Source organism: Erythrobacter litoralis (assembly GCF_029760855.1).
GTDB classification, from domain to species: domain Bacteria; phylum Pseudomonadota; class Alphaproteobacteria; order Sphingomonadales; family Sphingomonadaceae; genus Qipengyuania; species Qipengyuania litoralis_A.
Map to the genome: position 1 here is coordinate 232,248 of NZ_SOSI01000001.1, position 14,745 is coordinate 246,992.

Annotated in this window: 14 protein-coding genes; 6 read left to right on the forward strand and 8 right to left on the reverse strand. The window is 62.0% G+C overall.

Annotation, left to right across the window (positions count from 1 at the left end):
- Nucleotides 1–24 precede the first annotated feature (24 nt).
- The 4 genes from E3U23_RS01050 to E3U23_RS01065 form a co-directional block, all read right to left on the reverse strand.
- The gene (locus tag E3U23_RS01050; protein ID WP_279349317.1) at nucleotides 25–309 is read right to left on the reverse strand and encodes a type IV secretion system protein VirB3; all 285 of its coding nucleotides are present in this window, start codon (nucleotides 307–309) and stop codon (nucleotides 25–27) included.
- Between the two features lies 1 nt (nucleotide 310).
- Nucleotides 311–613 carry a TrbC/VirB2 family protein gene (locus E3U23_RS01055; protein ID WP_279349318.1) on the reverse strand — a complete coding sequence of 101 codons (303 nt, stop codon included), beginning with the start codon at nucleotides 611–613 and terminating at the stop codon, nucleotides 311–313.
- Between the two features lie 22 nt (nucleotides 614–635).
- Nucleotides 636–1,277, reverse strand: a complete 642-nt coding sequence (locus E3U23_RS01060) for a lytic transglycosylase domain-containing protein (protein ID WP_279349319.1) — start codon at nucleotides 1,275–1,277, stop codon at nucleotides 636–638.
- Between the two features lie 146 nt (nucleotides 1,278–1,423).
- Complete coding sequence (locus E3U23_RS01065) at nucleotides 1,424–1,792, reverse strand: hypothetical protein (protein ID WP_279349320.1); 369 nt, start codon at nucleotides 1,790–1,792, stop codon at nucleotides 1,424–1,426.
- Between the two features lie 260 nt (nucleotides 1,793–2,052).
- On the opposite strand from E3U23_RS01065, the gene E3U23_RS01070 reads away from it, so the two are divergent.
- Entirely contained in the window at nucleotides 2,053–3,636 is a 1,584-nt protein-coding gene (locus tag E3U23_RS01070; RefSeq protein WP_279349321.1) for a hypothetical protein, read from the forward strand.
- 98 nt (nucleotides 3,637–3,734) lie between these two features.
- Nucleotides 3,735–6,509 (forward strand): TonB-dependent receptor domain-containing protein, encoded by a 2,775-nt coding sequence (locus E3U23_RS01075; protein ID WP_279349322.1) that lies wholly within the window; start codon nucleotides 3,735–3,737, stop codon nucleotides 6,507–6,509.
- A gap of 12 nt (nucleotides 6,510–6,521) precedes the next feature.
- Here the strand turns inward: E3U23_RS01075 and E3U23_RS01080 are convergent, their stop codons facing one another.
- Genes E3U23_RS01080 through E3U23_RS01090 form a run of 3 tightly spaced genes read right to left on the reverse strand, consistent with a single transcriptional unit; the run spans nucleotide 6,522 to nucleotide 9,244 of the window.
- On the reverse strand, nucleotides 6,522–7,541 hold the full coding sequence (locus tag E3U23_RS01080) for an aldo/keto reductase (RefSeq protein ID WP_279349679.1): 1,020 nt from the start codon (nucleotides 7,539–7,541) through the stop codon (nucleotides 6,522–6,524).
- A 19-nt stretch (nucleotides 7,542–7,560) separates the two neighbouring features.
- The gene (locus E3U23_RS01085; protein WP_279349323.1) at nucleotides 7,561–8,547 is read right to left on the reverse strand and encodes an NAD(P)H-dependent flavin oxidoreductase; all 987 of its coding nucleotides are present in this window, start codon (nucleotides 8,545–8,547) and stop codon (nucleotides 7,561–7,563) included.
- Between the two features lie 28 nt (nucleotides 8,548–8,575).
- A complete protein-coding gene (locus E3U23_RS01090; protein ID WP_279349324.1) occupies nucleotides 8,576–9,244 on the reverse strand; it encodes a flavin reductase family protein in 669 nt (222 codons plus the stop codon).
- A gap of 171 nt (nucleotides 9,245–9,415) precedes the next feature.
- Between E3U23_RS01090 and E3U23_RS01095 the strand changes: the two genes are divergently transcribed.
- The 3 genes from E3U23_RS01095 (at nucleotide 9,416) to E3U23_RS01105 (ending at nucleotide 12,876) form a co-directional block, all read left to right on the forward strand.
- Nucleotides 9,416–10,618 carry an MFS transporter gene (locus E3U23_RS01095; protein WP_279349325.1) on the forward strand — a complete coding sequence of 401 codons (1,203 nt, stop codon included), beginning with the start codon at nucleotides 9,416–9,418 and terminating at the stop codon, nucleotides 10,616–10,618.
- A gap of 147 nt (nucleotides 10,619–10,765) precedes the next feature.
- Nucleotides 10,766–12,058, forward strand: coding sequence for a sugar MFS transporter (locus E3U23_RS01100; protein WP_279349326.1), 1,293 nt, complete (start codon nucleotides 10,766–10,768; stop codon nucleotides 12,056–12,058).
- Nucleotides 12,059–12,144: 86 nt separating this feature from the next.
- The gene (locus tag E3U23_RS01105; protein ID WP_279349327.1) at nucleotides 12,145–12,876 is read left to right on the forward strand and encodes a 3'(2'),5'-bisphosphate nucleotidase CysQ; all 732 of its coding nucleotides are present in this window, start codon (nucleotides 12,145–12,147) and stop codon (nucleotides 12,874–12,876) included.
- On the opposite strand, the gene E3U23_RS01110 is transcribed toward E3U23_RS01105, so the two are convergent.
- Nucleotides 12,873–13,763, reverse strand: a complete 891-nt coding sequence (locus E3U23_RS01110; protein ID WP_279349328.1) for an HpcH/HpaI aldolase/citrate lyase family protein — start codon at nucleotides 13,761–13,763, stop codon at nucleotides 12,873–12,875. The two genes, E3U23_RS01105 and E3U23_RS01110, sit on opposite strands and share 4 nt — an antisense overlap.
- 103 nt (nucleotides 13,764–13,866) lie before the next feature.
- On the opposite strand from E3U23_RS01110, the gene E3U23_RS01115 reads away from it, so the two are divergent.
- A complete protein-coding gene (locus tag E3U23_RS01115; protein ID WP_279349329.1) occupies nucleotides 13,867–14,634 on the forward strand; it encodes a Crp/Fnr family transcriptional regulator in 768 nt (255 codons plus the stop codon).
- Nucleotides 14,635–14,745 lie beyond the last annotated feature (111 nt).

The following is a 14,745-nucleotide window of genomic DNA, read 5'->3' on the forward strand; positions in this document are numbered from 1 at the left end:
TTATCGACCCTCCAGGTGGCCGGTTCAGGCGGCGTAGCTGTTGCAGCCCCACCGCTTGTAATTCTTCACGCGCGGGCATTTCGAAACCTTGGTCATCCAGAGGTCGAAGATGCGCGGTTCGCGCAGGCAGGCGAAATAGCCGATGCCATGCATCACGACGGCGGCCAGCAAAGCGAGCCAACTGCCTGTGATGAGAAAAGCCTCGGTCGTGACCACGCCGTTGATGATGAAATAGTTGAACGTCACGCCCGCGAACATCTGCGGGCGAGTGAGCGCGCGGTGAACGGGATGGCGGACGAGTGCGGTCATCTCAGAGCGCCACGCCCTGAATGCCGGCAACGATGGACGCCGCACCGAACAGGATGAATACACCGATGATAACGGTTGCGCCGAACCGCCAGTTGAGCCGGCCGGTCAGCATCATGAAGCCAACGGCCGCCACCGCCATTACCGCCACCGCCGTCGCCACGTTGCCGAGCAGCGTGCCTTGTAGCCAGCCTAAGGCGGCCACGATCGGACCGGACCCGGCCGGATCGGCCTGCGCCTGCGCGAAAGCGGCGCTCGGTACCAAGAGAAAGGCCAAGGCGGCAAAAGGCGAAAACTTGAATTTCACTGAGGTACTCCGTCCTTACGTCTTAACTGCCCGATCGCGAATAATTCGACAGACGACCCATTATCGACGCGACATATAACTGCGTTTCCCGAATACGCGGAATACCGTTCGCCTTCATGACGCGGCCAGGCCCGGCGTTGTAAGCGGCAAGGGCTTTTTCCAGATCGCCGTCGAACCGATCGAGCTGCGCGCGCAGATAGCGTGCGCCGCCTTCGAGATTGGCGAAGGGATCGCTAGGGTCGACGCCCAGATCGCGGGCCGTGCCCGGCATCAATTGCGCAAGCCCCCTTGCCCCGACGGGCGACACCGCGTTGGCCTGCCAGCGGCTTTCCTGCCAGACCATCGCCTCGATCAAGGTCGGGCTAAGGTCAAATCGTTTGGAAAGTTCAGCGACCTTCGCGCGATACAATTCGGGGACGCTGAGGGCGTGAGCATCGGGGTCGGCCACGATATGGTCGGGCACCCAAACATCAGCAGGGACGTCCACAGATAGCGCGTCGTCATAAGACTGCGCGATCTGCAGCGGCTCGACGGCCTGTCCTTCACCGCCGGCGACCCACCTCGCACCGTCATCGGTAATCTCGAGAACGTCAGCTTTTGCGTGGTTCGCCGAACAAACGGCGATGGCGGCAATGGCGAATGCCGCGATGTGCCCGCGAATCATGGCGAACCCTCCTTTCGATCCCGTTGCCCATACTACATGACGGGCTAGTGACAGAAAGGTGAACTGCCGCGCGGTTCCTTCGGATCAGCGCTTTTGGCGCACGCGTCCTCGCAACGCGCGAAGAAACACGTTCCTATAGCGCGTGATCAACGTGCGTTCGCGGCAACATATTGCTGGAATTCACCATTCCGGACCATCCGCAAGCCCCGACGCGCAAGCTGTCGTGAATCGACCCACTCGCCCGTTGCCGTCTCGAGGGAAACCCGCTCCGGGGAATCCATCGCAGCTTCGAATCTCGCCACCGCTTCATCCGTCATTCCGAGACGCGCGAGAGCGATGCCTTCGTTGATGAGCAATGCGGGGTCCTGTTCGTCAACGATCGAATTCTCGATCGCCGTCAGGGCGGCGGCATCTTCGCCAGTCGCGAGTTCGACGTAGCCGACAGTCTCGGTCTGTGCGGTTGCGGGGACAGCCCCTGCCTGGGCCAGCGCTGCGGCAATAACGAAAATATTCATGCAAACTCTCCAGTTCTATGGGTCCTGCATCTCACGAAAACCGTCGCGCTGCAACAAATTTGTCATATTTGTCATATTTTCGTAATTTACCGCTTCTTGGCTTTGCGAAGCCGCCGCTGATCGGAATGCTCGAAGATCGTGTGGAAACTGAAACATTGTCGTAACCGAACGACAAAAACTGTCACATCCCGCGCCTAACGGACCTCTTGCGACATCGAATTCGCATTCGAATCACCGGTTTTTTTGAGGGGACCGACAGCGTGACCAATATTCATCGTTCACTCGTTCTCGGCTGCTCCGCTCTGGCTCTCGCCAGCTGCGGCGCGGACGAAATCGTCTCGCCCGGCACGGGCGGCGACATTATCATCAACAACCCGACGCCGACGCCTGCTCCGACGCCGACACCGACGCCGACACCGACCGCAACCGTCGAAGCGGCGGCCGGCTGCCCGACCATTTCCGATCCGACGGGCCTGACCGACAGCGGCACCATTTCGGGTCCGACCGGCGAATATCGGGTTTGCACCCTGCCCGCGCGTATCAATGCAAGCACGACACTGCCCTATATCGAAGGTGTGCTCTATCGTCTCAACGGCCGCGTCGATGTCGGCACCGATGGCGGACCGAGCGCGAACGATACCGATGGCGCCAGCGACACCAATGTCGAACTCACGATCGAGCCGGGCGTCATCGTATTCGCCAGCGGGTCGAGCTTCCTGAACGTCAATCGTGGCAACACGATCGAAGCGAACGGTACGGCCTCGCGCCCGATCATCTTCACCAGCCGCGACAACGTACAAGGTCTCAACGGCGACAACTCTTCGGGTCAGTGGGGCGGCGTCGTGCTCTCCGGCCGCGCACCGACAACCGATTGCATTGCAGCCAATGCGGAACCCGGCACGGTCAACTGCCAGCGCCAGGTCGAAGGTGCGGCCGATCCGGCCCTGTTCGGCGGCGCGACACCGGGCGATAGTTCGGGCAGCATGCAGTATGTCCAGATCCGCTATTCCGGCTTCGTCCTTTCAGGCGACAGCGAATTGCAGTCGCTCACCACGGGCGGCGTCGGTTCGGGAACCACGCTCAATCACATCATGAGCTACAATAGCTCCGACGATGGCGTCGAATTCTTCGGCGGCCGGGTGAATGTGAAGAACCTGATCGTGGTCGGCGCGGAAGACGACAGTCTCGACACCGACACCGGCGTCAAGGCCAACCTGCAGTATGTCATCGCCATCCAGCGTCCGAGCGCTGGCGATACGATCATCGAAGCGGACAGCGACAACGCCTTCAACGATTCGACGCCGCGGCAGAATACGCGCATTTCCAACGCGACATTCGTCGGCAACAGCTCGGTGGGTGACCAGCTGGTTCGTATCCGCGGCTTCGCCGACTACTCGATCGCGAATTCGGTCATCGTTTCGCAGAACGACACGCCCTGTATCCGAGTGGATGGGCAGGAAGAGTTGACCCGTACCGACGGTCCGGACGAAGCCGGCCCGGTCGCGTTCGACAGCGTCGTTCTCGACTGCGATACACCGTTCCGCGACGGTTCGGGCGCGACTGCGGCCGATGTCCAGAACGTTTTCGATGCGGGCTCGAACAACAATTCGAACTTCACGAATACCCTGCAGATGCTGTTCGTGAACGGATCGAACGAGAACGGCGTGCCGGTTTACGACGTAACGCAGTGGGCGCCTTTCTTCGAAGAGGTCGACAATATCGGCGCGGTGTTCGAAGGCAATTCGGACTGGGTGAACGGCTGGACTTGCAACTCCGCCACCGCCACGTTCGACAGTGCGGTATCGAGCTGCACCAGCCTGCCGATCTATAGCAGCGACACCTGAGCAATAGGCGGGGCCGCCGAAGCCAGGCGGCCCCGACCATATCTCCCCGCGACGGCGGGGTTCTCTCTTCCATAGCGACCAATCTAGGGGGTCACCTCATGTCCACCGGCAAGCGGGTATCCGCACTGCTCCTGCTTTCCACCGCGATCGTCTGGCCGGTTGCCGCATTTGCGCAATCGACCGGAGCGGAAGGGCCCCCGCCTACCGAGAGCGAAGTTCCCGATCAGGAACAGTCGCAGGATATCGATAGCACCATCCCCGGAAGCGTGGTTCCCGGCGATGAGACATTCGAAGGCGAAACCGTCGCCGAGCCGGATGTCTCCCTGCCGGGCGGTTCAATCGTCGTGACCGGCAGGCGCCGCCGCGATCCGGTGCGTTCATCGAGCCAGGTGGTAACAGTGCTGGATACGGAAAGCATCGCCCGTACCGGCGAAGGCGACATCGCCGGCGCATTGACCCGCGTGACCGGTCTTTCGCAAGCAGGCAACGGCCTCGTCTATGTGCGCGGTCTTGGCGATCGTTATTCGCTTGCGTTGTTGAATGGCCTCCCCCTCCCCTCCCCGCAGCCGCTCAGCCGTGTGGTGCCGCTCGATATTTTCCCGACGAGCGTCGTCGCATCGAGCCTTGTGCAAAAGACGTACAGCGCGAACTTTCCCGGCGAATTCGGCGGCGGCGTCATCAACCTGACGACGCGTGCCATCCCCGAAGAAACCTTCGTAACGATCAGCGGATCGGTCAGCGGCGATACGCAAACCACTTTCAGCCCCGGCTACACCTACTACGGCGGGGATTACGATTGGACGGGTTATGCAGACGCACGGCGTGATGTGGATGCCCGCCCCGGACTTCGCGAATTCTTCGAAAGCGGCGCCCGTGTGAACGACCCGGGCGTCGATACGCGCGGCATTCTCGACGATCTCGGCGATCCCAACCTCGTGCTGGTACAGCGTATCGACGATCTGCCGGTGAATTTTTCCACCGGCTTTACGGCAGGTACGGCAGGCGATGTTTTCTCCGATGGCCGGTTCGGCGTGATTGCGACCGGTTCGATCAGCAACAAATGGCGCAATCGTTCGATCATTTCGCAGACCGCGGTCAACGAAGCGCTCGATCTCGACACCGATTTCCGTGATTTCGTCACCGACAATCGCGTGCTGGTCAACGGCCTGCTGGGCTTCGGACTCGAAGTCGGCGAGCACCAGTTCCGCTTCACCAACGTCTATATTCACGACACGTTGAAACGCGCTGCGCTCTCGCAAGGCCAAGATTTCCAGAACGACGATACCGACCTCGTCCAGAACACCTCGTGGTTCGAGCGACAGCTGTTCAACACGCAGGGTGTCGGCGAACTGCGCTTCGGCGATCTGGAAATCGATCTTCGCGCCGGATACGCACAAACCAAGCGCGAAGCGCCGTTCGAGTATGAGTTCACCTATACCCGTACGAACAATGCGAACGATCCGCTGGGCGATCTCTTTCTCAACACACTCGATCCGCAACGCGGCGGTGCGACGGTCGCCTTCTCCGATCTGGAGGAAGACCTCTATTATGGCGGTGTCGATGTCAGCTATTTGCTGACGGATTGGCTGACCGCGACTGTCGGTTATGCGTATACGGATACCGATCGTTTCTCCACGCGTCGTGAATTCGACTTGCGCGCATCGACCGGGTTCCCGGCAGTCTTCGGCGGGCTGCGGCCCGACGCCCTGCTCGGCGACAGTCTCCTGCAGCTTGGTTTCGATCGGGACGCCCAGAATGCAGCCGGGATCGGCCCCTTCGAATTCAGCATCTTCGAGACGACCGAGAACGACCCTGCATTCGCCGCAGCGCTTCGCATTCATGCCGGTTATGCCAAGGCAACCGTGGTGCCGGTGCCGGAACTCACCCTCGATATCGGTGTGCGTTACGAAACGGCAGACCAGTCGGTCGTCCCGGTCGAGGTATTCGCCGTGCCGCGCCAGTCTCCGAACAACGATCGGCAGACGATGCTCGACAACGATTATTTCCTGCCGAGCGCCACCCTGACCTATGAAATCACACCCGATTTCCAGGCGCGCCTCGCCGCATCGAAAACGATCGCCCGGCCGCAGTTTCGCGAACTTATCTTCCAGACCTATTTCGATCCGGAAACCAATCGCCAGTTCAACGGCAACCCGTTCCTGGTCGACAGCGAACTGATCAATGCCGAAGCTCGGCTGGAATATTACCTCGACCGTGAGAGCCGGGTCAGCATTGCGGGCTTCTACAAGGAAATCGACCGTCCGATCGAAGTCTTCTCCAGCTTCTCGGATAACGAGCAAATCAGCAGCTTCGCGAACGCTCCGAAGGCCGAGCTATACGGTGCGGAAGTCGAAGCGCAATATTTCTACGACCTTGCCGATTTTGGTGACTGGTTCGCCAGCAAGCGACTGGTCGCAATCGCGAACTACACCTACACCCAATCGAGCGTGAAGGTCAGCGATGACGATTTCGCGCCCATCGTCGGCGCGCCGAACCAGCCCGCTTCCGATCTGTTTATCGATGGGGTTTCGTTGACAGGACAAAGCGATCATCTGGCCAATTTGCAACTCGGCATCGAAGATCTCGACCGGCTCAGCCAGCTTACGGTCTTGCTCAACTATGCCAGCGAGCGAGTAACGGCGCGCGGCGCGGGGCCGCTGCCCGATATCCTTCAGGATCCCGGTTTCACGCTCGATGTCGTTGCGCGGCAGGGCTTCGACCTGTTCGGCAAGGACCTGCAGGTAAAACTCGAAGCCCGCAACCTCACGGGTCGCGGCAACGAGGAATTTCAAACGAATGGCACCCAGCGGATCGACATCAACACGTTCGATATCGGCCGTGAGTTCACAGTAAGCGCAGCGCTTACTTTCTAAGGCGAAAACGACCTATTTGGTCGTAAGCGTCTGTCCGGTCGGTGCGGTGGATTCCACGCCGACCGGGTTCTTCGGGCGATAGGGCGCTTCGAGGCGGGCAACCTCGTCCTCGGTGAGATCGAGGGTCAACGCGGCAACCGCGGCTGCGATATGCCCGTCCTTCGTAGCACCGACGATCGGGGCGGTGATCCCGGGCGTGGCAAAATGCCAGGCCAGCGCGACGGTCGCACGCTGCACGCCGCGCGCCTCGGCGATCTCGCCGACCGCCTGCACGATATCGCGATCCGCATCGACGTTCTGGGTATAGAGCGTCTTTCCGAACCCGTCGGTCTCGCTGCGGACCGTGCTTTCATCCCAGCCTCTCGCCAGCTTTCCGCGCGCCAGCGGGCTCCACGGGATGATGCCAACGCCCTGATCGCGGCAAAGCGGGATCATTTCGCGCTCTTCTTCGCGGTAAAGCAAGTTGACCTGGTTTTGCATCGAAATGAACGGCGTCCAGCCATTCGCCCGCGCGACCTCCTGCGCCTTGGCGAATTGCCATGCCGCCATGCTGGACGCACCCATATAGCGCGCCTTGCCCGACTTCACGATGTCGTGCAGCGCCTCCATCGTCTCCTCGATCGGCGTCGTCTCGTCCCATCGGTGGATCTGATAAAGATCGACATAGTCCATCTGCAGCCGCCCGAGGCTGTCGTCGATCGCCTGCATCAGGCTCTTGCGCGAAAGGCCGCCGGCATTGGGCGCATTGCGCCACGGCAGGAACGCCTTGGTCGCCAGCACGATCTCGTCGCGATGCGCGAATTCCGGAAGCAGCTTGCCGACCACCTCCTCCGACGCGCCGCGCGAGTACATGTTGGCGGTATCGAAGAAGTTGATCCCCGCTTCCACCGCCCCGCGAATGAAAGGCCGGCTCTGGTTTTCATCGAGCACCCAGTCGCCATGCCAGCCGCGCGACGTATCGCCGTAGCTCATGCAGCCGAGGCACAAGCGCGAAACCTTGAGGCCGCTGGGGCCGAGATTGACGTATTCGATCGGGACTTCTCCTATGGCGTCATGCCGCCTTGCCGTCGACAAAGCCCGCAAGGCGTTGCCGGATAAGCGCTTCGGCCTCCTGCATGATCCCGTCGATCAGTTCCTTGCAGGTCGGTATGTCGTTGATGAGACCGGCGACCATGCCGCACGACCATGCGCCCGCATCCATATCGCCCTCGCTCATGATGCGCGGATAGACGCCGGCGACTTCCTCGGCGATGTCCTCGAACTTGAGGTCGTCGCCCAGTTCCTTTTCCTTCTCGAGCAGGCGCTCGACCGCATCGTTCGTCAGCACCCGCTCGGTATTGCGCAGCGGCCGCATAACCAGCCGCGTATCGAGTTCGCTTGCATCGACGATCGCCTGCTTCACGTTCTCGTGCACCGGCGCCTCCTTCGTCGCGATGAAGCGTGTGCCCATATTCATGCCATCGGCTCCCATCGCGAGCGCCGCAACGAGACTGCGCGCATCCGCCATGCCGCCGCTGGCGACGAAGGGGATGTCCAGCTCGTCTGCCGCGCGCGGCAGCAGGATCATGTTCGGGATATCGTCCTCGCCCGGATGGCCGCCGCATTCGAACCCGTCCACGCTTACTGCGTCGCAACCAATGGACTGCGCCTTCAGGCTATGCCGTACGCTGGTGCATTTGTGGATCACCTTGACCCCGGCATCCTTGAAATGCGGCAAGACCTGCGCCGGATTGTTGCCCGCCGTCTCCACGATCTTTACGCCGCCCTCGATAATCACGCGGACGAGACCGGGATAATCCGGTGCGTTGAGCGAAGGCAGGAAAGTGAGGTTCACGCCGAACGGCTTGTCGGTCATGTCCTTACAGCGCGCGATTTCGTTGGCGAGCTTTTCAGGCGTGCCCTGCGTCAGGCCGGTGATGATGCCGAGCCCGCCCGCATTGGAGACCGCCGCCGCCATTTCCGCAAAGCCGACATAATGCATGCCGCCCTGGATGATCGGGTGTTCGATGCCGAACATCTCGGTGATGCGGGTTTTCATGATCGGTTCCTCTCATTTCTTTTGAATCTCAATCTCGGCTGTCGGACAGGGCCTGTAACGCCTCGAGCAATTCCGCCCCGCGCGCGGTCAAAGCGAGGTCGCCATGCTCACGCTCGGCCAACCCCTGAAGTTCGAGGTCGTCCTCGTCGGCGCCGCGCATGACACGGCCGTAGCGGCCTCCGTGATAAATCAGCGGTTCCATGTCGCTGCGATGGAAGTCGATGACTTCGCCAAGGAAAATCGCATGATCGCCGCCCTCGTACTCGAACTGCGCCTTGCAGCCGAAGCGCGCCGCGCATCCTTCGATCAGCGGCGCACCCTCGGCCCCGTCCTGCGAGTCGAGACCGGCGAACCGGTCGATATCGGGCGCGGCGAACCGGTCAGACATCGCCTGCTGGTCGGCCGCGAGAATATGCACTGCCCAGCTTTCCGCCTGACGAAACACGGGCAGCGAGGCCGAGCTGAGCGCGAGGCTCCACAAAACCATCGGCGGATCGAGGCTGACCGAATTGAAGCTGTTGGCCGTCAATCCGTACGGCTTTCCGTCCGCACTGCGCGCCGTGACGATCGTGACTCCGGTCACGAAACTGCCGAGGGCACTGCGAAAGGCTTTGGCGTCGAACATCGGGTATGCGCTATCGCCCTTCCCGGCATCGGGCAAGGTCAGGCTGGAGTCGAAACCGAATTTGCGCCTCAACGGCAATTCTTTGTCTTCGGTGCAGGTTCGACTACGAGAAAGGAGCAATGCGTATGCCGCGGGCTGAAGGTCGGATGTGACACCGCACGGGGACAGTCAGAGCCGAGCATCACGCCGCGGAGAGGGAGCTCTTTCAGACATGGGCAGGCGCATCATCGATAGGCGACAGGCATGACGCCGACGCGCGACGGTCCGCTGCAGTCGCCGCGGTTCCTCGCGCTATACGCCCTGGCTGTCGCCGGAGGCGCGACGGCCTATCTCCCCTTCCTCACCATCCTTCTGCCGCTGCGCATTTCCGAAATCGCCGAAAACGGCGCGATCGAAGGGGTGGCTTACATTGCGTTCGGCGGCGCCATCGCGGCGAGCATCGGGAATATCGCCTTCGGCTGGATAAGCGACCGAACCGGGCGGCGCATTCCCTGGATCCTCGCGGGGCTGGTGCTCAGCTCCTCGCTCCTCGTCCTCATGCTGCGCCCGCAATCGATCGCAAGCCTGATCGGCCTGATCCTCGTCTGGCAACTGGCGCTGAACATGATGCTCGCCCCGCTCTCCGCCATGGGAGGGGATTTCGTTCCGGACCTGCAGAAAGGCACCCTCGGCGGTTTGCTGTCGGTGGCCCCCGCTTTGGCAGCTTTGGCGGGGGCGTTCGTCACCATCGATGATCTTGCCGACGCGCAGGGACGGTTGTGGCTGGTTGCGGGTATCGTGTGCGCTCTCGTCCTGCCGCTCTGCCTCTTCGGTAACCCGCGCCCTATGCCGGCTCTGATGGAACCGCTCAGCCCCATTCCCACCGTGGAGCAGACCAGGGGAGGATCGGCCGGTGCGCTGCCCCGGATGTGGCTGGCGCGGTTGCTATTGCAGATTTCCGAAGCGGCCCTGTTCGCTTATCTGCTGCTCTGGTTTCGCGACATCGATCCGACGTTCGGCGGCAACGACGCGGCTCGCCTGTTTGCAGTCGTCATCGCCCTTTCCGTGCCCGCTTCGCTTATGGCAGGTCGTTGGTCGGACCGCGTGCGGAAGCCTTTCGTTCCCCTACTTGGCGCCCTGAGCTTCGGAATGATTGGCTTGGTTCTCCTTGGGTTCGCGAGCGATATACAGGCGGCAAAAGCAGGCTATATCGTCTTCGGCCTGTCGAGCGGCGTGTTTCTGGCGCTGCATTCGGCACAAACGCTCCGCGTCCTGCCGCGCCCGCAGACGCGGGGGCGCGATCTCGGAATTTTCAATCTCACGAATACGATACCGTCGCTGGTGATGCCATGGCTGACCCTGCTGCTCGTTCCGCAGGTCGGCTTCGGCGGACTCGCCTTTGTTCTGGCAGGGCTTACCGCGATTTCTTTCATCCTGATTTTAGGCATCAAGCGGAAGCGCCGGTAAGTTACGCACGAAATAACATATGCGGCTCTCTTGCCAGCGCGAGCGCATTCGTATTCGGCTTGGCGGAATACGGGTTATCGGCACAAGCCGCGCAAACGAGAAAGCCGGGCAAACGCAATTCGGCTTCCATTCGGGAGGGAGAGCATTATGGCACTGGCACCTGACGTTTCGGCGAGCACGGACCCGCATCCGGTGGAGGACGAAGGCGCGCCGATCAACGCGCCCGGCCTGCAATATTTCGTATTCGGCCTGTTCTTCATCTTCGGTGGCATCACCTCGCTGAACGACGTCATCATTCCCAAGCTGCGCGAGCTGTTCACGCTCAATTATACGCAGGCGATGCTGGTGCAGTTCTGCTTCTTCACCGCCTATCTCGTGATCGGCATTCCGGGCGCGAAACTGGTCAAGCGGCTGGGGTACATGCGCGGCGCGGTGGCGGGGCTGGTCACCATGATGGTCGGCTGCCTGATGTTCATCCCGGCCAGCCAGAACGCGACCTATTGGGTCTTCCTGCTTGCCCTGTTCATTCTCGCGAGCGGCGTCGTGATCGTGCAGGTCGTGGCGAATCCGCTCATTTCCCTGCTCGGACCGCAGAAAACGGCGCATAGCCGGCTGACCTTCGCGCAGGCGTTCAACTCGCTCGGCACGACCGTCTTTCCGATCGTGGGTGCGGCAGTCATTCTCGGCAGCCTTGCCAACGTAACGGCGGACGAACTTTCGGGCGCGGAACTGCAGGCCTATCGTCAGGCGGAGAGCGAGGCGATCTGGCAAGGCTACCTCGGCGTCGCGGTGCTCATCGCGCTCGTCGCGCTGGCGGTATGGCTGTTCCGCAACCGTCTGCAGGGCGAAAAGCACGAAGCCTCGTCCGGACTGGCCGGTCTCGATCTGTTGAAACGCGGCCGCTTCGGTTACGGGGCGCTGTGCATTTTCCTGTATGTCGGCGCGGAAGTTTCGATCGGCTCGATCGTCATCAACTACCTCGCGCAAGATCGCATACTGGGGCAACCGGAAAGCGTGATCGGTTGGATGATCGGCCTTTACTGGGGCGGCGCGATGATCGGCCGGTTCATCGGTTCGGCCGTGTTGCGGATATTCTCGCCGGGCAGGATTCTCGCCTTCAACGCCATCGGCGCGATCACGCTCATCGCCATCAGCGCGCTGACCAACGGCGAATTGGCGGGCTACACGCTCCTTGCCGTCGGCTTGATGAATTCGATCATGTTCCCGACGATCTTCTCGCTCGCCTGCGAGAAGCTGGGGCCGCGCGCCGCCGATGGTTCGGGCATCATCAACGTCGCGATTTTCGGCGGGGCGGTCGTGCCGCTCCTCTTCGGTGTCCTTGCCGATACCAGCGGCAGCCTCGCCTTCGCCCTGATCCTTCCGGCGATCTGCTATGCCATCATCGCAGGCTTCGGTATTTTCGCGCGCCGTCCCGCCTGAATACGCGCATGCAAGTCCGGGGTTCGCATGGCGGCGCAGGTCTGCCATGCGGCCCCTTCTTTTTCTGACCGACGGATGTCCTTGCTATGACCGATGCCGAACTCGCCGCCCATCTCGCCGAAGTGGCGGGCCGTATCCTGATCGAGGTGCGGGATAGCGGGATGTTCGAGGGCAAGGCGCTCGGCAATGCGGGCGACGAAACGGCGAACCAGTTCCTCGTCCATGCCTTGCGCGCCCAGCGGCCCGACGACGGCCTGCTGAGCGAGGAAAGCAAGGACACGAAGGAACGGCTCGAGAAGGAACGGGTGTGGATCGTCGACCCGGTCGACGGGACGCGCGAATATGGCGAGGCGCGGACCGACTGGGCGGTGCACGTCGCCCTTTGCATCGGTGGCAAGCCGGAAATCGGCGCAGTGGCCCTCCCGGGCCTTGGCGAAGTGCTGCGTACCGACCAGCCCCGCCCTCTTGACGATGGTGCCGACAAACCGCGCATGGTCGTCAGCCGGACGCGCCCCGCTGCCGAAGCGGTCAAGGTATCGGAAAAGATCGGGGCCGAACTCGTCGGCATGGGATCGGCGGGCGCGAAGGCGATGGCCGTGGTGCGCGGCGAGGCGGAAATCTATCTCCACACCGGCGGCCAGTACGAATGGGACAGTGCGGCGCCGGCCGCCGTGGCTGTGGCGCACGGCCTTCACGCCAGCCGCATCGACGGCAGCCCGCTCGTCTACAACCAGTCGGACGTCTATATGCCGGACTTGCTGATTTGCCGCCCGGAGTGGGCGGACCGCGTCCTCGAGGAAGTCGCCGCGCTCGCTTAGTCGACCTGCGCGAGCAGTTGCCGCGCGCGCGACAGATGCGGGCGGTCGAGCATGCCGCCCTTCCAACCAAGCGTACCCGCCCCGGGATTGGCCTCGAAGAGCGCAACGATCTCGCGCGCTTCCGCCACCTCCCCGTCGCTCGGTGTGAAGGCAGCATTGATAACCGGAACCTGCGCCGGATGGATCGCCAGCATGCCGCGATAGCCTTGGCGGCGGACGCGCTTCGCGCGCGCCTCCAACCCTTCAAGATCGCGAAAATCGCCCTGAATCGTCTCGATCGGCGCAACTTCCGCACTCGCCGCGCCGAGCAGGCACAGGCTCCGGGCCAGTTCGAACGTGTGCGTAAATGCGCCGTCCTCATCGGTGTTGCTTTGCGCGCCAAGGCTGTCGGCAAGATCCTCCGCGCCCCACGTCATCGCCACCAGGCGCGGCGCGCCGGAATAGCTGCCGGTGGTGAACATCGCCTCGGCGGTTTCGGTAACCAGCGCGATGACCGGGGTGCTCCGTTGTTCCAGGCCGTGTGCAGCCTCGAAGGCGGACAGGTAGGCGTCGAGCCGCTCGACATCGTGACGACCGCGCGATTTCGGCAGCATGACCCCGCCCGGCGCGCCCGGCATAATCGCGGCGAGGTCCGCCAGCGTATGCTCGCCGTCCAGCGGATTGACCCGCACCCATAGCCGTGCCTTCTCCTCCGCGCCGCGATCCTTCAGAAATCCCCCGATCGCATCGCGCGCTGCCGGTTTGTTCGCCTCCGCCACCGCATCTTCGAGATCGAAGAGCGCGATATCCGCCTCGCTCTCGAACGCCTTGGTCATCTTGCGCTCGCTGTCGCCCGGCGCGAACAGCCACGATCGCATTTTCGGAAGGGGTCGGGTCCGGTCGGGCATGGTAGCATTCCTTGAAAAGATTTCGCGTTGGGTGCGGGTGCGCCCCTCAGTCGTCAAGACCGCTCGACAGATTGCGCAGGTTTGGAGTAGGCTCTGCCCCGTTATGAACAGGGAAACCGCGATCACCGCCGCGCCCGATGCGGAGAGCCCGCTCGCCCGCCGCCTGTCGCAATATCTCGATCTCACCTACTCGGAACGAGACGCCTTGCGCGCGCTCGAGCAGGAGCGCCACGAGTTCGAACCGGGCGATATCATCGCGCGTGAGGACGAAGCGCTTGAGCGCATGTATATCGTCGGGTCCGGCTGGCTTCATGCATCGACCCATTTGCAGGACGGTGCCCGGCAGATCCTGCGGTTCATCTTCGTCGGCGAGATCGCGACGATGTTCAGCGTCGCCTGGGAATATTCGGCGGCGACACTGACTGCGGTCAGTCGCTGCACGCTGTACGGGTTCGAACGCACAACCCTTGGCCAATTGTTTCGCGAATATCCGCGGCTTGGTGCGTTACTTTATGCGGTTGCGGCGGCGGAGCAGGTCGCCATGGCGGACCGGTTGACGTCGATCGGCCGGACCGACGGGATGGCGCGCATCGCCACGCTCCTGCTCGATATCCGTTCGCGTCTTCGGGCCGTGGGCGAGATATCGGGTTCGCAATTCGAGGTCCCGCTAACGCAGCAGGATTTGGGCGATGCCGTGGGCTTGACCAAGACGCATATCGGACGATCGCTGAAGGCGTTGGAGAAAACCGGGCTCGTCGAACGAGAGGGTCGCCTTATCCGTATCACGGATGTGAATGCCTTGTCGGATATCGTCGATTTCAAGGACCGCCATGCGCATATCGACACGAGCTGGATCGCGCAAAAGCACTAAGTCTACATTAGTTCCCAAATAGTCGGCTATTAATAAACTTTTTGCTCGCTGCTGACTTATGTCGCCGCTGGGTACGATATTCGTTAGTGCGCGACGTTTTTCATTTCTGTC